Annotated in this window: 24 protein-coding genes; 12 read left to right on the forward strand and 12 right to left on the reverse strand. The window is 66.4% G+C overall.

The window, feature by feature from the left end; genetic code table 11:
- Nucleotides 1-8: 8 nt before the first annotated feature.
- A complete protein-coding gene (locus ACSC1Y_RS13115; protein WP_435335340.1) occupies nt 9-473 on the reverse strand; it encodes a methylated-DNA--[protein]-cysteine S-methyltransferase in 465 nt (154 codons plus the stop codon).
- A 107-nt stretch (nt 474-580) separates the two neighbouring features.
- Between ACSC1Y_RS13115 and trpC the strand changes: the two genes are divergently transcribed.
- From trpC to ACSC1Y_RS13135, 4 genes are read left to right on the forward strand one after another with little or no spacing between them, the layout of a single operon-like run.
- Complete coding sequence (gene trpC / locus ACSC1Y_RS13120) at nt 581-1,333, forward strand: indole-3-glycerol phosphate synthase (RefSeq protein WP_435335341.1); 753 nt, start codon at nt 581-583, stop codon at nt 1,331-1,333.
- Nucleotides 1,330-2,664, forward strand: coding sequence for a tryptophan synthase subunit beta (gene trpB / locus ACSC1Y_RS13125; RefSeq protein WP_435335342.1), 1,335 nt, complete (start codon nt 1,330-1,332; stop codon nt 2,662-2,664). The genes trpC and trpB overlap by 4 nt, the downstream gene beginning before the upstream one ends.
- A complete protein-coding gene (gene trpA / locus ACSC1Y_RS13130) occupies nt 2,661-3,488 on the forward strand; it encodes a tryptophan synthase subunit alpha (protein ID WP_435335344.1) in 828 nt (275 codons plus the stop codon). Before trpB ends, trpA begins: the two co-directional genes overlap by 4 nt.
- Nucleotides 3,489-3,515: 27 nt before the next feature.
- Nucleotides 3,516-4,316, forward strand: coding sequence for a 2-amino-3,7-dideoxy-D-threo-hept-6-ulosonate synthase (locus ACSC1Y_RS13135; RefSeq protein ID WP_435335345.1), 801 nt, complete (start codon nt 3,516-3,518; stop codon nt 4,314-4,316).
- Between the two features lie 11 nt (nt 4,317-4,327).
- On the opposite strand, the gene ACSC1Y_RS13140 is transcribed toward ACSC1Y_RS13135, so the two are convergent.
- Entirely contained in the window at nt 4,328-4,804 is a 477-nt protein-coding gene (locus tag ACSC1Y_RS13140) for a hypothetical protein (protein ID WP_435335347.1), read from the reverse strand.
- A gap of 110 nt (nt 4,805-4,914) precedes the next feature.
- Between ACSC1Y_RS13140 and ACSC1Y_RS13145 the strand changes: the two genes are divergently transcribed.
- Both ACSC1Y_RS13145 and ACSC1Y_RS13150 read left to right on the forward strand, forming a co-directional pair.
- Nucleotides 4,915-5,481, forward strand: coding sequence for a SprT family zinc-dependent metalloprotease (locus ACSC1Y_RS13145; protein ID WP_435335348.1), 567 nt, complete (start codon nt 4,915-4,917; stop codon nt 5,479-5,481).
- Nucleotides 5,482-5,562: 81 nt separating this feature from the next.
- Nucleotides 5,563-6,033 carry a hypothetical protein gene (locus ACSC1Y_RS13150; RefSeq protein ID WP_435335350.1) on the forward strand — a complete coding sequence of 157 codons (471 nt, stop codon included), beginning with the start codon at nt 5,563-5,565 and terminating at the stop codon, nt 6,031-6,033.
- Here ACSC1Y_RS13150 and ACSC1Y_RS13155 read toward each other — a convergent pair.
- Nucleotides 6,030-6,707: an HAD family hydrolase gene (locus tag ACSC1Y_RS13155; protein WP_435335351.1), complete on the reverse strand. Its 678-nt coding sequence runs from the start codon at nt 6,705-6,707 to the stop codon at nt 6,030-6,032. The genes ACSC1Y_RS13150 and ACSC1Y_RS13155 overlap by 4 nt on opposite strands.
- An 89-nt stretch (nt 6,708-6,796) precedes the next feature.
- Here ACSC1Y_RS13155 and ACSC1Y_RS13160 point away from each other — a divergent pair, with 89 nt between their 5' ends.
- The gene (locus tag ACSC1Y_RS13160) at nt 6,797-7,363 is read left to right on the forward strand and encodes a hypothetical protein (RefSeq protein ID WP_435335353.1); all 567 of its coding nucleotides are present in this window, start codon (nt 6,797-6,799) and stop codon (nt 7,361-7,363) included.
- Nucleotides 7,364-7,437: 74 nt separating this feature from the next.
- Complete coding sequence (locus tag ACSC1Y_RS13165; protein ID WP_435335354.1) at nt 7,438-8,655, forward strand: 3-dehydroquinate synthase II; 1,218 nt, start codon at nt 7,438-7,440, stop codon at nt 8,653-8,655.
- Nucleotides 8,656-8,694: 39 nt separating this feature from the next.
- Here the strand turns inward: ACSC1Y_RS13165 and ACSC1Y_RS13170 are convergent, their stop codons facing one another.
- The 3 genes from ACSC1Y_RS13170 to ACSC1Y_RS13180 form a co-directional block, all read right to left on the reverse strand.
- Nucleotides 8,695-9,084, reverse strand: coding sequence for a DUF6677 family protein (locus ACSC1Y_RS13170; protein ID WP_435335356.1), 390 nt, complete (start codon nt 9,082-9,084; stop codon nt 8,695-8,697).
- Nucleotides 9,085-9,181: 97 nt separating this feature from the next.
- Entirely contained in the window at nt 9,182-9,853 is a 672-nt protein-coding gene (locus ACSC1Y_RS13175) for a type I 3-dehydroquinate dehydratase (RefSeq protein WP_435335357.1), read from the reverse strand.
- Nucleotides 9,854-9,930: 77 nt separating this feature from the next.
- Nucleotides 9,931-10,884: a transcription initiation factor IIB gene (locus ACSC1Y_RS13180; RefSeq protein ID WP_435335358.1), complete on the reverse strand. Its 954-nt coding sequence runs from the start codon at nt 10,882-10,884 to the stop codon at nt 9,931-9,933.
- Nucleotides 10,885-11,137: 253 nt separating this feature from the next.
- On the opposite strand from ACSC1Y_RS13180, the gene yjjX reads away from it, so the two are divergent.
- Nucleotides 11,138-11,677, forward strand: a complete 540-nt coding sequence (gene yjjX / locus ACSC1Y_RS13185; RefSeq protein ID WP_435335360.1) for an inosine/xanthosine triphosphatase — start codon at nt 11,138-11,140, stop codon at nt 11,675-11,677.
- A 12-nt stretch (nt 11,678-11,689) separates the two neighbouring features.
- On the opposite strand, the gene ACSC1Y_RS13190 is transcribed toward yjjX, so the two are convergent.
- Nucleotides 11,690-13,531, reverse strand: a complete 1,842-nt coding sequence (locus ACSC1Y_RS13190; RefSeq protein ID WP_435335361.1) for a lysylphosphatidylglycerol synthase domain-containing protein — start codon at nt 13,529-13,531, stop codon at nt 11,690-11,692.
- Between the two features lie 197 nt (nt 13,532-13,728).
- Here ACSC1Y_RS13190 and ACSC1Y_RS13195 point away from each other — a divergent pair, with 197 nt between their 5' ends.
- Together ACSC1Y_RS13195 and ACSC1Y_RS13200 are read left to right on the forward strand one after the other, a co-directional pair.
- Nucleotides 13,729-13,968 (forward strand): DUF7123 family protein, encoded by a 240-nt coding sequence (locus ACSC1Y_RS13195; protein ID WP_435335362.1) that lies wholly within the window; start codon nt 13,729-13,731, stop codon nt 13,966-13,968.
- A gap of 126 nt (nt 13,969-14,094) precedes the next feature.
- Nucleotides 14,095-14,607 carry an HTH domain-containing protein gene (locus tag ACSC1Y_RS13200; RefSeq protein ID WP_435335363.1) on the forward strand — a complete coding sequence of 171 codons (513 nt, stop codon included), beginning with the start codon at nt 14,095-14,097 and terminating at the stop codon, nt 14,605-14,607.
- Nucleotides 14,608-14,631: 24 nt separating this feature from the next.
- On the opposite strand, the gene ACSC1Y_RS13205 is transcribed toward ACSC1Y_RS13200, so the two are convergent.
- The 5 genes from ACSC1Y_RS13205 to pyk form a co-directional block, all read right to left on the reverse strand.
- The gene (locus ACSC1Y_RS13205; RefSeq protein ID WP_435335364.1) at nt 14,632-15,243 is read right to left on the reverse strand and encodes a winged helix-turn-helix transcriptional regulator; all 612 of its coding nucleotides are present in this window, start codon (nt 15,241-15,243) and stop codon (nt 14,632-14,634) included.
- Between the two features lie 42 nt (nt 15,244-15,285).
- On the reverse strand, nt 15,286-16,491 hold the full coding sequence (locus tag ACSC1Y_RS13210) for an SPFH domain-containing protein (protein ID WP_435335365.1): 1,206 nt from the start codon (nt 16,489-16,491) through the stop codon (nt 15,286-15,288).
- 55 nt (nt 16,492-16,546) lie between these two features.
- Complete coding sequence (locus ACSC1Y_RS13215; protein ID WP_435335366.1) at nt 16,547-17,122, reverse strand: NfeD family protein; 576 nt, start codon at nt 17,120-17,122, stop codon at nt 16,547-16,549.
- Nucleotides 17,123-17,194: 72 nt separating this feature from the next.
- Nucleotides 17,195-17,491 (reverse strand): DUF7312 domain-containing protein, encoded by a 297-nt coding sequence (locus tag ACSC1Y_RS13220; protein ID WP_435335367.1) that lies wholly within the window; start codon nt 17,489-17,491, stop codon nt 17,195-17,197.
- A gap of 70 nt (nt 17,492-17,561) precedes the next feature.
- Nucleotides 17,562-19,316, reverse strand: a complete 1,755-nt coding sequence (gene pyk / locus ACSC1Y_RS13225) for a pyruvate kinase (RefSeq protein ID WP_435335368.1) — start codon at nt 19,314-19,316, stop codon at nt 17,562-17,564.
- 164 nt (nt 19,317-19,480) lie between these two features.
- Here pyk and ACSC1Y_RS13230 point away from each other — a divergent pair, with 164 nt between their 5' ends.
- A complete protein-coding gene (locus ACSC1Y_RS13230; protein WP_435335369.1) occupies nt 19,481-19,768 on the forward strand; it encodes a GYD domain-containing protein in 288 nt (95 codons plus the stop codon).
- Nucleotides 19,769-19,791 lie beyond the last annotated feature (23 nt).

A 19,791-nucleotide genomic window follows, 5' to 3' on the forward strand; every position in this document is an offset into this window, starting at 1 on the left:
TGCCCGTTTCAGAGCTCTTCGACGGAGCGGAGGCGCTGTTCGACCTCCGGCGGTGCCGCACTCGGCCCGTCGCGGACCCGGTGGTCCGGGATGAACAGGGGCGTCGGATTCGCGTCGAGGGCGGTTCGAACGAGGATAAGGTCGTCTTCGTCCTGGGGGTCGAGTCCGGGAGTCATCCGGGCGAGCTGTTTGACGTCGACCTGCTCCCCGTAGGGGACCCGCTCACGGAGCGTCTCGAGGACCGCTCGTTGGTCCGTCGGGACGGTGAGTCCGACCTGGACGTCGGAGAAGTCGACCTCCTGGACGCCGTCGAGGTACGTCTGGATCCGGTCGAGGAGCTCGTGGTCCTCGCTCGCGTCGTCGTCCGGGTGCTGGGGAAACGAGACCGAGATGACCCGGCCGCTGGCGATGCCGAGCTGGACGTACCGCTCGAGGAAGGGATAGTGCCTCGCGTAGATTCCCGCGTCTTCCATACGTGTGGGTCACGCAGGACCGACTTGAAGGTTCCTCGCTGATGCTGGGGGCGGAGACGTCCGGGTGCGCAAGGCTTATGAACACTTTAGCACATCAATGTACATTGATGAACGCTACTGACGATATCGCGCCTGCGGTTCGGTCCATCCTCGACGCTGCGAAGCGACGAGGGACACCGACCGGGCGCATCTCGGTCGAGCCGCGCTCGCTCGTCGACGGGCTCGCGGCGGCCGATGCGGACGGACGCACACCCGTCATCGCCGAGGTGAAGCCGACGAGCCCGACCACGGATGGGATGAGAGAGGACGACCCCGTCGACCTCGCCCGCGAGATGGTCGCGGGCGGGGCGGCGGCGATCTCCGTCCTGACCGAGCCGGAGCACTTCGGCGGGTCCGTGGAGACACTCGAACGGGTCAGGGAGGCGGTCGACGTCCCGGTTCTGCGCAAGGATTTCCTGCTCGAAGAGGCGCATCTGGACGCCGTCGAAGCCGACGCCGTCTTGCTCATCGTTCGGTTCCTCGACGACCTCGAGGGGATGGTCGCGGCGGCCCGCGAACGCGGGTTCGAACCGCTCGTCGAGGTGCACACCGTCGACGAACTGGAACGGGCGGTCGAGGCGGGCGCGACGCTCATCGGCGTCAACAACCGCGACCTCACCTCGCTCACGGTCGACCTGGGAACGTTCGAAGCGGTCGCGCCGCACGCCCCCGACGACGTGACGCTCGTCGCCGAGTCGGGCATCTCGACGCCGGCCGACGCCCGTCGGATGCGTGACGCCGGGGCGGATGGACTGCTCGTCGGCAGTGCGATTATGGACGGGGCGGTTCGAGAGAACACAGAGAGGCTGGTCAACGCATGAGCACGGACGACCGACGCGGTACGACCGACGAGTCGACGGATAGACCGGGCACCTTCGGGCGCTACGGTGGCCAGTACGTCCCCGAGGCGCTGATGCCCGCCGTACTGGAGCTACAGGACGCCTACGAGCGGTACGTCCTGAACAACGAGGACGGGTTCATGGACGAGTTCCACCGCCGACTCCGCGACTTCGGCGGCCGGCCGACGCCGCTCCAGCGAGCCGACCGACTGAGCGAGGAGTGGGATACGGAGGTCTACCTCAAGCGCGAGGACCTGCTCCACGGCGGCGCACACAAGCTCAACAACGCGCTCGGTCAGGTACTGCTCGCGAAGTACATGGGGAAAGAGCGAATCGTCGCCGAGACCGGTGCGGGCCAGCACGGCACCGCGACGGCGATGGCTGCGGCCCACCTCGACATGCCATGTGAAGTCTACATGGGTACGCGCGACATCACCCGACAGCGCCCCAACGTCTTCCGGATGCGACTCAACGGCGCCGAGGTGAATCCCGTCTCTGCCGGCCGCGGGACGCTCAAGGAGGCCATCAACGAGACGATGCGCGACTGGGCGACCAACGTCGAGGACACCCACTACGTCATCGGGAGCGTCGTCGGGCCGCATCCGTTCCCGTCGATGGTCCGTGACTTCCAGTCGGTCATCAGCGCCGAGGCACGCGAACAGGCCCAGTCGCAGATCGGTTCGCTTCCGGATTCGGTCGTCGCCTGCGCGGGCGGCGGGTCGAACACGATGGGCGCGTTCGCCGGCTTCGTCGACGACGGGGAGGTCGACCTGTTCGCCGTCGAGGCGGGTGGCTCCTCGCTCGAAGTCGACGAGGAGACCGGTGTCGCCCCGAATTCCGCGTCGCTGTCGACCGGGACCGAAGGCGTCCTTCACGGCGCCCGCACGCGCCTGCTCCAGGACCGGAACGGGAACGTCGTCGAAAGCCACAGCATCTCCTCCGGCCTCGACTACGCCGGCGTCGGACCGGAGCTGGCACACCTGGTCGATATCGGGCGCGTCACGCCGGTCACGGTCGACGACGACGCGGCCCTCTCTGCGTTCCACTACCTCAGCCAGCACGAGGGCATCATCCCCGCGCTCGAGTCGGCTCACGCGGTCGCCTTCGCCCGCGAGAACCACGACCAGCTGGGCGACGTGACCATCATAAACGTCTCCGGCCGCGGCGACAAGGACCTCGAGTCGGTCATCGAAGAGACGGAGAAGCGGAACCTGCCGGATGCACCGGATATGGACGTCTTTCGTCGCGTGGGCCAGGGGCCCACGGAGAAGTCGAGCGGGCAGGCCCCGCGAGACGAGGAGGTGAACCGATGAGCGACCTCGCCGACGCCTTCTCGGAACCGGCGTTCGTCCCCTACCTCTGCGTGGGTGACCCGAGCGTCGAACGGACCAAGGAGTACGTCGAAGCCCTCGTCCGCGGCGGTGCCGACGTGGTCGAACTCGGGCTGCCGTTCTCCGAACCCATCGCGGAGGGTCCGACCATCCAGGCGTCGGTCGTCCGGGCGCTCGAAGCAGGCGTCACGCCGGACGTCTACTTCAACTTCGTCGACTCGCTCGACGTGGACGTCCCGCTCGTCTGCATGACGTACTACAACCTCATCTACCAGTACGGACAGGCAGAGGGCCCCCGTCCCTTCGTCGAGCGCGCCGCCGAGGTCGGAATCTCCGGCTTCGTCGTGCCGGACCTACCAGCCGAGGAGTCCGGTCCGCTCCGCGAAGCCTGCGACGAGTTCGGGCTCGACCTCGTCTTCATCGTCGCCCCGACCACGAAGGGCGAGCGACTCGAACGCATGATGGAACAGACCTCGGGTTACGTCTACGTGCAGGCCAGACTCGGCACGACGGGTGCGAGAGACGACGTGAGCTACGAAACGTCCGAATCACTCAGTCGCATCAGTCAGTACGAAATCCCCAAAGCGGTGGGGTTCGGAATCTCGTCCGGAGACCATGCACGTGAGATCGTCGCGGGCGGCGCAGACGGCATCATCGTCGGCAGCGCGCTCGTCGACATCGTCGCCGAATTCGGCGACGCTGCCGGCGACGACGTGCCCGAACGCCTCGAAGCGAAGGCACGCGAACTCAAACGAGGCGCACTCGACGGCATCTCGCAACGTGTACCCGAACCAGAAGGGAGATAAACCATTGTTTGCTAATCATTCACATACATGAACACAGACACAGGAATCCAGGCTCGACTCGACCGCATCGGCCGTGACGGCAAGTACGTCATCGTGCCGATGGACCACGGTATCACACTCGGCGCAGTACAGGGACTGAAGGACATCGAATCGACCATCGACGCGGTGACACGCGGCGGCGCCGATGCGGTGCTCACACAGAAGGGAATCGCTCCACGCGTCCACGAGCACAAGAACGGGAAAGGCTACATCGTCCACCTGAACGCCTCGACGACCATCGGCCCCGACACGAACGACAAACGGCTCACCGGAACGGTCAAGGACGCACTCCGCGTCGGCGCCGACGCCGTCTCGTTCCACATCAACGTCGGCTCGAATCACGAACCCGACCAGATGGTGGAGCTCGCCGAACTCACGAGCGAGGCTGCGGATTACGGCCTGCCCGTGCTCGCGATGGCCTACGCCCGCGGGCCAGACGTCGACAGCGAGGACCCCGAAGCCCTGGGCCACGCGGTCCGGCTGGCCGAGGAGGTCGGTGCAGACATCGTCAAGACCGGCTACTCCGGTGACGGCCGTTCGTTCCGCCACGTCACCGAGTCGACCCGGCTCCCGGTCGTCATCGCCGGTGGCTCTCGTGGGACCGACCGCCAGACGCTGGAGATGGTCCGCGGCGCGATGGACGGCGGTGCCGCCGGCGTCTCGATGGGTCGGTCCATCTTCCAGCACGAAGAGCCCGAGTCGATCGCCCGCGCCGTCGCCGCTATCGTCCACGACGACGCGAGCGTGGACGCGGCACTCGAGGCTGGTGGGTTCGTGATGGAAGCCTGAATCCGGTTCTGTTACTGCTGTTCGGTTCTCGCCTGCCCCGAGCCGACCAGCCGCAGGCCTGCCTGCACGAGAACCATCCCGACCAGCGAGACGGTCCCGACGAACACGGTGAGCAGGGCGAGGAGTGCCAGCGGGTCGAACTCGGCGTCGCCGTCGACCTGCGTCACGAGCCAGATACCGAGAAAGAAGACGCCGGCGGGTACGACGCGCGCGAGGTGTCCGAGGACCGTTCTCGCGGGGGTCTCGTCGCCACCGATAGCCCGGACCACGTCCACGGCGGCGTGGACGACCACCACCACTGGAAGTGCGAAGACGGGGAGGAACAGCCAGAACAGGAGCTGATTCCCCTCGAAGCTCGCCCCGACGATGCTCCCGCTCGTAGCGAGGATGCCGACGAACACGACCACGAACAGCAGTGCGAGTGCGGTCTCGACCTGCGCGAACGTCGGCAGCGGCACGGTCGAGAACCTGTCGGTAAGGGAGGGCATATCAGAGAGACCACCGACGGCGGTATGAGTTTTGTGCCGGAGCCGACAACTTCGCTGCAGCCTCGGAACGCGCCGCAAGCTTTACCCACCGGCCCTGCACCCATCGAACCGTGACGACCGGGACGCCCGACCCACAGACACCGGACGACCTCTGCTCGTGGGCGCGGAGCTACGCGAGCACGGTCGACATCGACGTCGACCTCGACGCCGTCTCGTGGGCCGTCTCGAAACGTGCCCGGCGGCGGGCCGGGGCCTGCCGGTACCACCCCGGCGACGAGACCTGCACTGTCGTCCTCACCTGGCAGGCATACCGCGCCTACGGCTGGCGCGAGTTCACCGACACCATCCGCCACGAACTCGTCCACGTCTGGGAGTTCCAGCAGTACGGCGAGTCGGGACACGGGCCCCGGTTCCGCGAGAAGGCGGCGGAACTCGACGCGCCCAGACACTGCGAACCGTTCTCCGAACCGCGGTACGTCCTCGTCTGCGAGAACGACGAGTGCGACTGGCGGGCGACCCGACACCGGGCGTCGAAGCCGGTGAAACAGCCGAGTTCGGGCTACCGCTGTGGCGTCTGCAGCCAGCCCTACGAGGTCGAGCACGTCGCCTCCGGGGAGACGTGGCGTACCGAGCAGGGCTTCGATGCGGCAAAGCGGCGGCTCGGCGACGAGTGGTGAAGCGGCACGTCGCCGGGGACGACTACAAGAGCCGTTTCATCTTTCTGTCGGTTTCAAGAGCGTTCGGAACCGAATCGCTGTATGGCAAGCAAGTCCCTCCTCTCACTCGTCCTCGCGTGCACGCTCGTGCTCGCCGGCTGTGCTGGGTCCGTCGGCGTCGGCACGGAGACGCCGAGTCCCGGTGAACCGACAGCCACACAGCCGGACCCGACGAGTCGGCCGATTCCGGAAGCACCGACCGACCTCTCGAACGCAAGTGTTCGCCAGTTCGTCGTTGCCCACGAGGAGGCATTCGTCAACAACGAGAACCTCGACGCAGACCGGGTCGAGGTCAGCTGTCGCGTCCGGTGGGCCGAGGAGACGGACGACCGCTACCGAGTCGGTGTCTTCTGTGGCGTCTCGACCTACGAGTACCGCGACGGCGAGCCATTCAGCGTCGGCGACGGCTTCTCACGGGCGACCTACGTCGTTAACGGAACGGAGTGGGAGAGGATGGACGGGTTCGTCGACCCGCCCGCGACGGAGACGACGACCGGACAGACCGAGAGCTAGAGCACCGTCGCCAGCTCCCCGACCGAGTCCAGCCGGTAGGTCGGCTCGTGGTCGCCCAGTTCGCTCGCCTCGTCGTAGGGGACCCAGACCGAGTCGATGCCCATCGCGTTCGCGCCGGCCACGTCTGAGTGGAGCGAATCGCCGACGTGGACCGTCTCCGACGGGTCGGCGTCGAGCGCGTCGAGTGCCCGCTCGAACGGCGCGGCGGCGGGCTTCGGGTCGATGCCGTTCCGCGGGTCGACGAAGACCGCGGCGTCGAAGGCGTCGGCAATGCCGAGCGACTCCATCTTCGTGGTCTGGCTCTCCTTCCCGCCGTTGGTGACGAGGCCGACCCTGTCGGCGTGTTCGCGTGCCGCCGCGAGCGCCTCCTCTGCACCCTCGCGGAACCTGACCGCGGAGTGGTCGACGAGGTCGGCGTGGGCGTGTGCGAGCGCCCGCGCAGGGACCTCGCCGGCGTCCAGCTGCTGTGCGGCGGCGGTGAAGACGTTCTCGTAGAACTCCAGTTCGGTCTGGGCGGTGGGGAGCGTCGGGACGACGGCGCCGAGGTCGGCCGGGTCGCAGAACTGCTCGATGCCGACCTCGTCGAAGGTCTGTGAGAGAAGGGCGTCGCGGTCCTGCTCGGAGACGCAGAGCGTCAGGTCGAGGTCGAAGAGGACGGTCGCGGGGGAAGCCATCGGACGTGGGTAGTCGGGGGTGAGACAAATGCGTGTCGTGGCTCAAATGTGTCGAAATTTATTTATTATCTGTCTCTGTTCACCTGCTCATGACGCGCCCCGGACCGTCGAATCGGTCGAACGACGACGTCATCACCCTCGACGACATCGGTGACGTGGTGACGGACCAGACGCTGGTCCGGAACGTCTCTGCGGTCGCTATCGCCATCGCAGCGACGGGACTCGCACTCGGCGTACTGCCAACGCTACTCGGCCAGCACGGACCCACGACGATGTTCCAGGGTAACGACCGAACCGCCTTCGGCTCCCCGATGACTCACGAGTACCTTCTGAATCTCGTCTTCGTGTTCATGCCGTACGTCGCACTCGCCGCGACGGCCGCGGTCTCGTTCGTCGCCGGGGTCGCCCTCGACGACACTCGACGGAAGGGGATTCCCGCCATCGCCGTCGGCGCCCTCCTCGGCTGTATCGGCTTCGTCGTACTCGCGAGTTCCGTGGCACACAGCCAGATTCCCACAGCTCTCGAAGTACGCGATCTCGAGACCGGAATTCCGGCTCTCGATACGGTGGAGGTCCTCTCGACCGGCTTCTTCCTCGGCCTCACCGGCGCCGTCGGCGCGACCGTCGCCAGCCTCGCCGGCACGCTCCTCGACTGAATCTACCTCCCCCCGTCGTTCGCATATCCGCCACTTCCGCCACGTTCAAGCCACGCCCACGCGCATCGTGTCGTATGAACACAGAACGCGAAGTCTGGCTGAAAGCCGACGACGCGGTCGGCGACTGGGAGGCACGGAAACGCCGAATCACGGCGGGACTCGAAGCGGGTGTCGACTGGGTACTGGTCGACGAAGCGGACGTCTCGAAGGTACGCGAACTCGGCGCGGTCAACGTCGCTGCGTTCCGGTCCCGGGGCGACGTCGACATCATCTCGGACGCCGAGAGCGACGACGAAGAGGCAGACGAACTCGAGAGCGACGGGAGCGGCGCCGAGCCCGACGCCTACGTCGTCGGCAAGGGCGGCGAGGGCGACGGGAGCATCGACTTCCCGACGGACCTCTCGGGCTCCGCCGACCTGACGACCATCCGCCGCGGCAACGCCCAGGCGGGCTACGTCCGCATCGCCGGCAAGCAGTACGAGGGATTCGCGGAGGCCGTCGCCCAGGAAGCTGACTACACCATCGTCGTCGGCGAGGACTGGAAGATCATCCCGCTCGAGAACCTCATCGCCCGCATCGGCGATGAGACCTCGCTCGTCGCGGGCGTGGAGACGGCAGCGGACGCCCGGACCGCCTTCGAGACGCTGGAGATGGGCGCCGACGCCGTCCTCCTCGACAGCGACGACCCCGGCGAGATTCGCGACACCGTGGCGGCCCGCGACGCGGCCGACCGCGAGAAACTCGACCTCGTCTGGGGCGAGGTCACCGGCATCGAACAGACCGGCAGCGCCGACCGCGTCTGCATCGACACGGGCTCGCTGCTCGACCACGACGAGGGGATGCTCGTCGGGTCGATGGGCCGCGGGCTCGTCTTCGTTCACGCGGAGACGGCTGAATCTCCCTACGTCGCGTCCCGCCCGTTCCGGGTGAACGCGGGGGCGGTCCACGCCTACGTCAGGACCCCCGACGGCGGAACGAAGTACCTCTCGGAGCTGAAGTCGGGCGACGAGGTGCAGGTCGTCGACACGCAGGGGAACACCCGCGAGGTCATCGTCGGTCGGGCGAAGATAGAGACCCGCCCGATGTTCCGCATCGAACTCGCCGTCGAGACGGAGTCGGGCGAGGACCGCGTGGAGACGCTGCTCCAGAACGCGGAGACCATCAAGGTCCACACCAGCGAAGGCCGTAAGGCAGTCACCGAGCTCGAACCGGGAGACGAGCTCCTGCTCTACTACGAGGACACGGCCCGCCACTTCGGCGAGGCCATCGAAGAGTCGATAATCGAGAAGTAAGTCGCCGTCGACCGTCGTCGCCCCCTTCTTCCGCGCGTTTCACCGCCGCAGTTCGTTCAGCTCGTGGGCGCACCACGGGCAGAAGCCGATGTCCCCGTCGAGCTCCTTCCCACAGTTCGGACAGCGCGGGCCGCCGTCTTCGGTCCGGGCGGCCGACGTCGCGAGGAGGTAGGCGTCGGTCATCGCGGAGACCTGCATCAACGTCATCGCGAAACTCTCGCCCATCGAGACCTGGTTGGACGCCATCGCGACGACCTGACCGACGGAATCGATGGTGGCGACGGTCTCTTGCGGGAGTGCGAAGGCGGCGAGCGTGACGGTGAATCCGATGAACAGCAGCGAGCGGACCCAGCGCCGCAGGTAGACGTGGCCGAGGCCGGGGAAGATGAACGAGAGGACGACGGCCACGACCACGCGCACTCGAACCATGTCCGGGCTTGTCGACCCTGGTTCAATAGCGTTCGGGTTTCCGGTACGTGGCCGAGACCGGCTATCGGGTCGAGACCAGCTACTGCGCCGAGACCGACTACCGCGTCGAGAGCGTCGCCATCGTCTCCGCCATCGTTGCCAGGTCGAGCTGTCCCGGTGCGGTCGCGGCCTCAGGGTCGACCGGTGCGTAGCCGAGCCGCGAGCCGTACAGTGGGGCAACGACGCGGGAGAAGGTGCCGACCTCGCCCATCGCCATCGTCGCGACCCGCTCACCTGCTTCGGTGAACTCGTGGGTGACGGCGAGCAGCGAGAGCACGTCGGCGGGGTCGGTCGCCGTCACGGCCAGTTTCGCGACGTCACCGGCGTCGCTGGCGGCATCGAGCGTCTCGACGATGGCCTCGGTGTCCGGTGTACCGTCGAAATCGTGCGCTGAGACGACCACAGTCGCGCCGTTCTCGCGGGCGTGCTCGACGACCGCTGCACCGCCCTGGTCGAGTGCGTCGAGCTCTACGTCGACCGCCGCGACCGCGTCGTATTCGGCCGCGGCGGCGAGCGCGTCGAGGCGGCCGTCGTCGTTGGCGTCCCCGCCCTCCCAGACGGCGCGGTTCGTCGCGAGGATGGGCAACTCGCCGTCGTACTCGTCGAGTGCCGCGAGCGGGTCGTCCGCGAGGTCCATACGGAACTCGATGGCGTCGGCGTGCTCGCGAGCCGCTGGCTCCTCGCGCAGGTCCGCAGTGCTTGCACACAGCACGAAGGAGTCGAAGTGCATACCTGCTCTACTGGGTGATCTATCAAAAACGTACGCGACGGTGCAACTGTGACCGGTGCAGCCGGGCTGTGTTCGGCTCAGACGAGTCCGAGGTTGTCCTCGGCCTCCAGCAGCTCGTGGTACCGGTTGCGGATGGTGACCTCGGAGATGTCGGCGACGTCGCTGACGGCGGCCTGCGTGGTCTTCTCGTTCGTGAGGAGCGAGGCGGCGTAGACGGCGGCGGCGGCGAGACCGACCGGCGACTTGCCGGAGTGAACGCCCTTCTCCTTCGCGTTCTGGAGCAGGGCACGGGCGCGGTGCTCGGCTTCATCGGAGAGGTCGAGGCCGCTCGCGAAGCGCGGCACGTAGCTCTCGGGGTCCGCCGGGCGTACCTCGAGGCCGAGTTCGCGAACGACGTAGCGGTACGTGCGAGCGATCTCGTTCTTCTCGACGCGGGAGACGTCGGCGATCTCGTCGAGACTGCGCGGGACGCCAGCCTGGCGGGCGGCGGCGTAGACGGCGGAGGTCGCGACGCCCTCGATGGAGCGGCCGGGGAGGAGGTCCTCGTTCAGAGCGCGGCGGTAGATGACGGAGGCCGTCTCGCGGACGTTCTTCGGGAGGCCGAGACCGCTGGCCATGCGGTCGATCTCGCCGAGTGCCTGCTTCAGGTTGCGCTCCTTGGAGTCGCGGGTGCGGAAGCGCTCGTTCCACTTGCGAAGGCGCTGCATCTTCTCGCGCTGGCGGGAGCCCAGGGAGTTGCCGTAGGCGTCTTTGTTCCGCCAGTCGATGTTGGTCGAGAGACCCTTGTCGTGCATCGTGTTCGTCGTCGGCGCACCGACGCGGGACTTCTCGTTCTTCTCCTGCGCGTCGAAGGCGCGCCACTCGGGGCCGCGGTCCACGTTGTCCGTGTCGACGACGAGACCACAGTCGACGCAGACGGTCTCGTTGCCCTCACTGACGACCTTCCCGCTGCATTCGGGACACTCGAGGCTGCTCTCTTCTTTCTCGTCTTCGGTACTGCTGACTCGTGTTCTGGTTCGTGCGTTCGGCATGGGTGCGAAGGCGGGGGCTACCGGGAGGTACTTCCTGGAAGAACCCGGAAGCGCTGGTGCTGTAGACAGGAGATGGAGCAGTACTAATTAAGAGTTTTGGAATTTATCTGGACATGCCGCGGATTGTAGGGTAATACCTCGATTTTCGATATAGATTCGAAATATTAATATATTCTCGTCTGCGCCCCGCTGGCACGGCACATCGCGCCTCGACAGGCAAAAGCACATCATCCCCGGGAACAGACCACCAGCTATGCGAGTCGGCGTCGGCAGTCAGAACCCCGTGAAGCTAGCGGCCGCCGAGCAGGCACTCGAATCACTTCCCGGCGCGACCATCGAGGCGGTGGCCGTCGAATCGGGTGTCCCCGAACAGCCCCGAGGTACCGAAGAGACGGTTCAGGGAGCGACGAACCGCGCGAGACGTGCCTACGAGGCAGGTACCTTCGACCTCGGTATCGGCATCGAAGGTGGCGTCGCCGAACTGGTCCAGCCGGCCTCCGGCCGTGGTCCGGCCGACCTCTACCTCGTCATGTGGGCCGTGGTCTACGGCGGCTCCCGCGAGGAGCGTGCGGCAGGACCAAGCATCCGGTTACCCGACCACGTCGCCGCCCGCATTCGCGACGGCGAGGAGCTGGGACCGGTGATGAACGACGAGTTCGACCGGGATGACGTCGCACGGAGCGAGGGTGCCATCGGCATCTTCACCGGTGGCAGCGTCGACAGACAGGTCGCACTCGAGAGCGCCGTCGCTGGCGCCCTGGGACCGTTCGTCACGCCGCACTACAGGAAGTGAGGTAGAGACCGCTTACTCCTGGGCTATCGCATCGCCCGCTTCCCGGGCCTCCGCACTCTCCTCGACCGCCTCTGTCAGCGAGACGTTGAGCAGCAGCATCGAGGCGAGGCCGCCCAGGACCGTCACCACGTTCTTGACGGCGTGGTCGACGACCGCGGCCGCGACTGCCAGTTCGACCCCGACGGTGGGAGCGAGCCCGACGACGAGCGCGGTGAACGCGCCCTCGTACAGGCCGATTCCGCCCGGCGAGAGCGGCAGGACCTTCGCGAGGTTCCCGACGCTGACGGCGAAGAAGGCGATGGCGACCAGCGTCACGGCGGACATGCTCGTTCCGATGCCGAGCGCGAACATGACGACGAGCGCGGTCAGCACGTCGAACGTCCAGATGAGCAGGCTACTGCCGCCCACGGAGACGAACGAACGCATGTTCCCGGCGACGGTCTGGACGTCACCGACGAATCGCTCGAGCACGTCGGCGACCATACCCGCGTAGGAGTCGTCGCTCAGTCGTTCGACGAACGGACGGATCCGGTTCGCGTCCGACCGGGCCGAGACGACGATAGCGAGCACCGACAGGATGGCCGCACCACCGACGCCGACAGCGACCGTCGAGGCGTACCGGGCGGCCGACTGGTACTGCGCCGGGACGGCGTCGCCGGCGATGGCCGCCGCGATGTCGTTCGCGTTGCCCGTGGCGACGAGGCCGAGCAGGACGCTGCCGGCGAGGGCGGTGATGGTCAGCAGGTCGAAGACGCGCTCGACGGCGAGCGAGGCGACGCCGGAGGAGTATGGGACGTTCCGGCGGGCCTTCATCACGTACGCGCGGACGCCGTCACCGAGTCGAGCCGGAACGACGAGGTTGCCAGTCTGGCTGATGAATATCGCCCCGGTCAGGAAGCCGACATCGCCGTCGTAGCCGATCTCGGCGAGGATGTCACGGTAGCGGAGACCGCGAAGCGGCCACGAGACGAGGTAGACGGCGGCTGAGGCCGCGACGAGCCCCATGTCCGCGCCGGCCATGTGTCCGAGAACGGTCCGTGGGTCGAGATAGACGAACGCCATCAGGAAGACGGCGGCGAACGTGAGGAGGGTCCCGGCCGCGATGCCCGCCCGGCGGGACGTCCGGGGCTGAATCGACAGCTCCCACCAGGTGCGGAAGATCTGGCTGCCCATCCCGAAGATGTCGCGGACGAGGTCGACCTTCGTGTCGCCCTTCGGCTCCCAGTCGACGGCGAACTCCTTGACGCGGTAGCCCTTCCGCTGGGCCTTCACGAGGAGTTCGGTGTCCCAGAACCAGTGGTCGTCCTGCACCTCGGGCAGGAGGTCCAGCAGGGCGTCCCGCTCGAACGCTTTGAACCCGCACTGGTGGTCGCGGAGGTTCGACCGGAGGAACAGGCGAGTGAGGAAGTTGAAGCCCTGGCTCGGGATACCGCGTTTCGCGGGGCGGTCTGCCTCGCGGCCGGCCATCCAGCGTGACCCGGTGGCGACGTGGTAGCCTTCGGTCCGGATGCTCTCGACGAGCTCTTCCAGGTGACGCATGTCCGTCGCCAGGTCCGTGTCGAAGTAGACCAGTGTGTCTCCGTTGCTCGCGCGGAAGGCGTGTTCGAGGGCTCCGCCGCGGCCGAGCCGTTCGTCCGAGTGGAAGTGTCGGACGCGCGCGTCGGCAGCGGCCATCTCGTCGGCGATGTCGGGGGTTCGGTCGTCGCAGCCGTCCTCGGCGACGATGACCTCGAACGCAGTGGCGGGGAGGAACGTTTCGAGCGTCGATAGTGTCGTTTCGACGGTGTGTCGTATCGTCTTCTCCTCGTTGTAGGCGGGGAGGACGACACTGACCTCGACCGACTCCGTACTCATTGTGTCGAGGTGGGATAGCTGGTCGTAAGTACCTTCTGAAGGTTCAGCTCTGTTGCGACGGTCCCGTTAACCACCCGTACCAACGGGCGAATCGGGACGGTCGAATCGGGGATTTAGTCCTCATACAATCGCAAGACGGCGGCGGATTAACTCCCTGTACCAATCTCCCTAAGTGAACGGCTCACAAAGGGAGGTGTATGAGTACCAGTTCGGCCGCCACCCTCGACCTGTCCGACAAACAGCGACGCATCCTCAACTACCTCCGCGAGAAGGGCCAGATGAAGACGTACTTCAAGTCCAGACTCATCGGAGAGGAGCTCGGGATGACCGCGAAGGAGGTCGGCACGAACATGACGGCGATACAGAACGGGGACTTCGACGTGACCGTCGAGAAGTGGGGCTACTCCTCCTCGACGACCTGGAAAGTGTCGGTCTGAACGTTCCACAACGGTTTCCTGCTGGCTGTCTCCCACCCGTTTCTTCGTCGCCGCCACGCTGCCCGGCAGCATTTGCCGGTGCAACCGAAGATTAATAATGAACAATGGTTAAGGATTGGTGGGGGAATGAGCACGCAATCATCCATCGAACTCGACGTCCATCTGCGGGCGTACGCGCCAGTTTCCAGACCGCAGGAGACGGTCCTCTCGACCGCTCGCGAGCTGAACAACGCAGGTCTCGTGGACGGACTGGACGTCCACGACTGGCCCGGAACCGTCCGTGCAGACCGGTCGACGCGGGTGTCACGTCGGTACGAAGAGTTCCGCGACTGGGCGGCCGGCGAGGGCGTCGACATCGACCAGGCGTTCACGCGGCGTACGGAACACAACCAGTTCACCGGGGAGACCACCGAGAAGATCCACACGCCCATCGTCTGTCTCGCGGTGTACGAGGACGACGTCCTCTCCGCAGTCCTTCCCTGCTCGACCGAAGACGACGAACACATCACGGCGACTGACTATCTACGCGGGCTTCGCCAGGGAATGGACCTCCTCGGCACGCTCTCGTGGCAAGACGGGGACGAGGACGGCGAGTCGTCCGAGAACGGCGACGAGGAAATCCCGGTACTGACCGCGTGAGGAGTCGTCTCTCGGGACGACTCACTACCGGTCGAAGCGAACGAGCGAATCCGCCTCTCTCGCGAGGCGAGCCGCGTTCTCGTCGAAGGAATCGGCGTATCGAACGATCAGCAGTAGCACCGTCTCTGGTCGTTCGACCGTATAGCCGTCCTCTCGAGAGAGCAGGCCTGCACTGTCCAGTTCGGTTGCGTACTTGCTGACGGTCGGGCGAGACACGCCGAGCGAGTCCGCGAGGTCGGAACCCGTCGCGTCCGGATTGCGGAGCAGCTCGATAAGCATCCCGCGTGGCGTATCTCGCCGGAGATAACCGAGGGCCCGCTTCTCGAAGTCGGTGAACTGTTCGGCGGGATAGAGCCGTTTGTAGTCGCCGTCGCGGTAGACGTCTACCGCACCCACGTCGGCCAGCCGGCGGAGATGGTGCTGGGTCTCTCCTGTCCCGAGCTTTAGGTCGTCGCGGAGCTTCGAGAAGTGAGCACCGGGCGTCGCACCCAGGTAGCCAGAGATGGCGTCTCGGACGTCGCTCTCGCCGCTCTCTTCGTCGTCCGAGAGCCGAGCGAAGGGACTCGCGGCACCGATGGCAGCGAACCGCCGGAGGGTGGCGCGCTTCTGCTCGTCGACGTCGCCGCGTTCGCCCATTGGTTAGTGTTCTCTAGAACGATGGAGGGATAAAAGGATTCCCTACTTCTCTGTCTCCGTCTCTTTCTCCGGGTCTGCCATGTCGGCCTTCGCGTTGGTGAACTCGTCCGACATCTCGTCGCTGACGTCGTAGTCGCCGCCGCTCATCCCCTGGTCGGCCTCCTCGATGACCTCGTCGGGGTCCTTGATGGTCGTCGGGTCGTCGCCCATCTTGACGGCTTCTGCCTGCTTCTCCATCTTCTCCGTGTCGAGTTCGGCCTCCTGGTCGATTGCACCGATGATGTCCTCTATGTCGTCGAGGCCGAGCATCTCGCGGGTCTCGGCGTCGAAGTCCTGGCTGTCGAGCGCCGTCTCGGACTGCCTGACGTCGCTGCCGGTCAGGTGCTTGCCGTAGCGGCCCACCATCGACGAGAGCTCCTGCGGGAGCACGAACGTCGTCGAGTCGCTGGTCCCGATCTCGGCGAGCGTCTCCATCCCCTTGTCGATGACGGCGCGCTCGCCCATCGATTCGGCAGACTTGGCCCGGAGGACGGTCGAGATTGCGTCACCCTGCGCTTCGAGGATCTGGCTCTGCTTCTCACCCTGAGCGCGGATGATGTTCGACTGCTTCTCACCCTGCGCCTTCTCGACGGCGCTGCGGCGTTCACCCTGGGCCTCGAGGATCATGGCACGGCGACGGCGCTCGGCGGAGGTCTGTTGCTCCATCGCCTGCTGGACGTCCTTCGAGGGGTTGACCTCGCGGACCTCGACGCTCTCGACGCGGACGCCCCACTCGTCCGTGGGCTCGTCGAGCTCCTCGCGGATCCGCGCGTTTATCTCCTGTCGCTTGTTCAGCGTGTCGTCGAGCTCCATGTCGCCGATGACGGCACGGAGCGTCGTTTGCGAGAGGTTCCGGACGGCGTTCTCGTAGTCGTCGACCTCGAGGAACGCCTTCTTCGCGTCCATCACGCGGATGTAGACGATGGCGTCGGCGACCACCGGAGAGTTGTCCCGGGTGATGGCCTCTTGCGGCGGTACGTCGAGGGTCTGTGTGCGCATATCGAAGCTCTGCGTACTGGAGACGAACGGTGGCACCAGGTGGAAGCCCGGCTCGAGCAGCCCACGGTACTGTCCGAGAACCGTCAGCGTCCGCTTCTCCGTCGGCTGGACGATCTTCACCGCCGACGCCAGCGCGACGATTATCAGTATCCCGACTATCGCGCCGATGAACGCGAGCGTCGCACCTACTTGCAGGGGTAGCAGTTCCATGATTTCACCTCACGAAGCTGACGCCAAAAGTGTTCCTGTTAGCGTGTCGACTAGTTCAGGCCGACTCCGTCTCGGGGTCTTCGGGCTCCCGTTCGGTCTCGTCTGCCCGCGCCGCTCGCTCGCGTTCCAGGCGCAGCTCGCGGTCGATTGGGTCCTCGTCGTCGACCGGGAGGACGGTCAGAACGTTGCCCCCGCCCGGGTCCGATACGAACACCTCGGTCCCCTCGGGTATCCGCTCACCGGTCTCGCTTCGAGCGCTGTAGTTGGGGTCGAAGCCGCCGACGTCGAACAGGCGGACGGTGCCTCTCGTCGCCGTCACGGTCTTCGTGACCCGGCCGCGTGCTCCCCGCAGGTCGCTCGAACCGCTCGTCTGGCCGCGGTCGGTCCCCTGGTAGAAGTCGAACTCGCGGTAGACCCAGAAGGTCAACAGGCCGACTGCAAGGACCATCGCTGCCATGGCCAGGGGCGTTCCCAGCGGCGTGAACAGCATCCCGACGAGGCCCGCGACGAACAGCGCGATGCCGATGACGATGAAGTGGGCACCGGGAGCCATCGCCTCGGCTATCATCAGCCCCGTGCCGAGAAGGAACAGCACGAGTGGAAGCAGTTCGACGTCGAGTAGTGGGGCCATGTGCGTGCGTTGGGCTGGTGCGTGATTAATATGTCGTCGACCAGTGACACGTAGCTCGACGAGCAGTGACGCTCAGAGGAGCGTCGCGACGTGGACGAACAGCGCGAGCATCGCAACGACACCGACGACGACGAACAGAGCGTTCTCTCCGTCGATGCTCCCCGGCTCGATGACCTGGTCGGGGTCGTAGGGGTCGTCGGGCTCGAAGGCACTCTCGTCGATGGTGTCGTACTCGTCGTCGAACAGCGATTCCGGCTCGGCACTGCCGTCGCGTGTACCGTGGTCGCGGGGTCGGCGGTCTTCCTCGCGAGCGGCGTCCTCACGGCGGTCGCCCGACCGGTCGTCGAACGAGGAGGGTTCGTCGGTCACACCCTATCGTACGCGCTCCGGCTACAAGAACGCCGGGGTCGGCCGAAGCGGGTGACCCTCGACAGGAGCGTCAGCGGTCGCCGACGTGCCGTTGCCGTATCTCGCCGCCGTAGACGACGCCGCGCTCGGCGTCGAGGGTCACGGTCGTCCCGTCTTCGAGGTCGGTCAGGTCTGCACCCGAGATCATCGGGATGCCGACCTCCCGGGCGACCATCGCCGGATAGCCCGTCATCCCGGGCCGTGCGTCGACGATTCCGGCCAGTTTCTCGACGTCGCCGGTGAACTCGTCCTCGAAGTCCGGTCCGATGGTGATGATGGCGCCGTCTTCGACGGCGGTGAGGTCGCCGTCGGTGACCGTGGTCACCGGTCCAGATACGTAGCCGGAGACGACGCCCCGCCCAGTCGTCAGCGTCTCGGCCGCGACGTGGACCTTGAGCATATTCGTGGTCTGGGCGTTGTCGAGGTCGCTCATCATCCCGGAGAGCACGACGACCGTGTCGCCGCTCTCTGCGACGCCGGAGTCGAGCGCGGCCTGCACGGCGTTCTCGATGACGGCGTCGACCCCGTCGTCGGCGACGGGCGCGTACTGGGCGTTGACGCCCCACGAGAGGGCGAGCTGGCGGCGAACGCGGTCGGTCGGGGTCGTCGCGACCACCGGGACGCCGGGACGGTATTTCGCGGTCTTCAGGGCGGTGTATCCGGACTCGGACGCGGCCACGACGGCGCTCGCACCGATGTCGCGGGCCAGATACCGGGCGGACCGGGCGAGCGCGTCGGTGCGGGAGTCGCTCGCGGCCGGAACCCGTTGTTCGCGGGTCTCCGCGTACTCCTCGCTTCGTTCGACCTGCCGGACGATGCGGTCCATCGCCTCGACGACCCTGACGGGATGGTCGCCGATGGCGGTCTCACCGGAGAGCATGACGGCGTCCGTCCCGTCGAGGACGGCGTTCGCGACGTCCGACGCCTCGGCCCGGGTCGGCCGCCGTGCGTGGATCATCGAGTCCAGCATCTCGGTCGCGGTGATGACGGGCGTCCCGTTCTCGCGACAGCGACGGATGATGCGCTTCTGTATCATCGGGACGTCCTCCATGGGACACTCGACGCCCAGGTCGCCACGAGCGACCATCACGCCGTAGCTGGCGTCGATTATCTCGTCCAGGTTGTCGACCGCACCCTTCCGCTCTATCTTGGCGATGATGGGGATGTCGGCGCCCAGCTCCTCCAGTACCTGGTTCACCTCGAACACGTCGGCGGCGTCGCGGACGAAACTCGCGGCCACGAAGTCCGCGGACTTCTCCGCGGCGAGTTCCAGGTCGCGGCGGTCCTTCTCCGTGACGACGTCGACGTCGAGGTCGACACCCGGGACGTTGACGCCCTTTCGACCGCCCAGTTCGCCACCCATGTCGACGGAGGCGACGACCGTCCCGCCCTCGACGCGTTCGACCGTCGTCTCGATGCGACCGTCGTCGAGCAGGATGGTGTCGCCGGGTTCGACGGCGGTGAGGGCGTAGGAGAGACCGACCTCCTCGGGCGTCGCCTCGTCACCTTTCGCGAACCGGACCGTCGAGCCGGTCTCGAGGTGTATCGGCTCGTCGAGGGGTGCGGTCCGGACCTCGGGACCCTGCAGGTCAACCATCGTCGCGACCGGGTTCTCCGTCTCCTTGTCGACCTGCCGGACCCGGTCGACGAGCGCCGCCCTGGACTCGTCGGTACCGTGGCTGGAGTTGATGCGCGCGACCGACATCCCGGCGTCAGCCAGCGCCCGGATGCGGCCCACCGACTCGGTCGCCGGGCCGAGCGTGCAGACGATCTTCGCGTTTCTCATGGCCCGAGGTAGGACCCACCTCGGCAAAAACCCCGGTGATTTACTCGGTTCTGAGTACTGCAAGGCGGCGAGGGTCCGGATTGCGAGAACGACCCGGTGCGGTAGAGTGATTTTAGAGCAAATTAGGCGCCATCATTACCATCGGTACGTGCGTACGCCGCCCCATGGGTCTGTACACCTCACTCGTGCGTGTGCGGGAACGAGACGTGAACAACGTCCAGGAGCTCGCGACCATCTGGGGCGAGATACGGTCGGAGATCGAGGACTTCGATGCGACCCTCGAGGATACCTACGCGGTCCTCGGCGACTACGACTTCATCGTCATCTTCGAGGCGGCGGGCCGCGACGAGGCGTTCAAGGTCGCGCTCGCGATGGAACGACACGGTCTCGACATGCAGACGATGGAGGTCATCCCCACCGACGAGTTCGCCGAGCTCGTCACCGATATCTGACGGCGCCGGCACCCTGTCTCATT

Source organism: Haloarchaeobius lipolyticus (assembly GCF_051208015.1).
GTDB lineage: Archaea > Halobacteriota > Halobacteria > Halobacteriales > Natrialbaceae > Haloarchaeobius.

Excerpts from the sequence above, each read along its gene's own strand:
- ACSC1Y_RS13115 (WP_435335340.1), bottom strand. The coding sequence starts at position 473 with ATGGAAGACGCGGGAATCTACGCGAGGCACTATCCCTTCCTCGAGCGG.
- trpC (WP_435335341.1), top strand. The coding sequence starts at position 581 with ATGAACGCTACTGACGATATCGCGCCTGCGGTTCGGTCCATCCTCGAC.
- trpB (WP_435335342.1), top strand. The coding sequence starts at position 1,330 with ATGAGCACGGACGACCGACGCGGTACGACCGACGAGTCGACGGATAGA.
- trpA (WP_435335344.1), top strand. The coding sequence starts at position 2,661 with ATGAGCGACCTCGCCGACGCCTTCTCGGAACCGGCGTTCGTCCCCTAC.
- ACSC1Y_RS13135 (WP_435335345.1), top strand. The coding sequence starts at position 3,516 with ATGAACACAGACACAGGAATCCAGGCTCGACTCGACCGCATCGGCCGT.
- ACSC1Y_RS13140 (WP_435335347.1), bottom strand. The coding sequence starts at position 4,804 with ATGCCCTCCCTTACCGACAGGTTCTCGACCGTGCCGCTGCCGACGTTC.
- ACSC1Y_RS13150 (WP_435335350.1), top strand. The coding sequence starts at position 5,563 with ATGGCAAGCAAGTCCCTCCTCTCACTCGTCCTCGCGTGCACGCTCGTG.
- ACSC1Y_RS13155 (WP_435335351.1), bottom strand. The coding sequence starts at position 6,707 with ATGGCTTCCCCCGCGACCGTCCTCTTCGACCTCGACCTGACGCTCTGC.
- ACSC1Y_RS13160 (WP_435335353.1), top strand. The coding sequence starts at position 6,797 with ATGACGCGCCCCGGACCGTCGAATCGGTCGAACGACGACGTCATCACC.
- ACSC1Y_RS13165 (WP_435335354.1), top strand. The coding sequence starts at position 7,438 with ATGAACACAGAACGCGAAGTCTGGCTGAAAGCCGACGACGCGGTCGGC.
- ACSC1Y_RS13170 (WP_435335356.1), bottom strand. The coding sequence starts at position 9,084 with ATGGTTCGAGTGCGCGTGGTCGTGGCCGTCGTCCTCTCGTTCATCTTC.
- ACSC1Y_RS13175 (WP_435335357.1), bottom strand. The coding sequence starts at position 9,853 with ATGCACTTCGACTCCTTCGTGCTGTGTGCAAGCACTGCGGACCTGCGC.
- ACSC1Y_RS13180 (WP_435335358.1), bottom strand. The coding sequence starts at position 10,884 with ATGCCGAACGCACGAACCAGAACACGAGTCAGCAGTACCGAAGACGAG.
- yjjX (WP_435335360.1), top strand. The coding sequence starts at position 11,138 with ATGCGAGTCGGCGTCGGCAGTCAGAACCCCGTGAAGCTAGCGGCCGCC.
- ACSC1Y_RS13190 (WP_435335361.1), bottom strand. The coding sequence starts at position 13,531 with ATGAGTACGGAGTCGGTCGAGGTCAGTGTCGTCCTCCCCGCCTACAAC.
- ACSC1Y_RS13195 (WP_435335362.1), top strand. The coding sequence starts at position 13,729 with ATGAGTACCAGTTCGGCCGCCACCCTCGACCTGTCCGACAAACAGCGA.
- ACSC1Y_RS13200 (WP_435335363.1), top strand. The coding sequence starts at position 14,095 with ATGAGCACGCAATCATCCATCGAACTCGACGTCCATCTGCGGGCGTAC.
- ACSC1Y_RS13205 (WP_435335364.1), bottom strand. The coding sequence starts at position 15,243 with ATGGGCGAACGCGGCGACGTCGACGAGCAGAAGCGCGCCACCCTCCGG.
- ACSC1Y_RS13210 (WP_435335365.1), bottom strand. The coding sequence starts at position 16,491 with ATGGAACTGCTACCCCTGCAAGTAGGTGCGACGCTCGCGTTCATCGGC.
- ACSC1Y_RS13215 (WP_435335366.1), bottom strand. The coding sequence starts at position 17,122 with ATGGCCCCACTACTCGACGTCGAACTGCTTCCACTCGTGCTGTTCCTT.
- pyk (WP_435335368.1), bottom strand. The coding sequence starts at position 19,316 with ATGAGAAACGCGAAGATCGTCTGCACGCTCGGCCCGGCGACCGAGTCG.
- ACSC1Y_RS13230 (WP_435335369.1), top strand. The coding sequence starts at position 19,481 with ATGGGTCTGTACACCTCACTCGTGCGTGTGCGGGAACGAGACGTGAAC.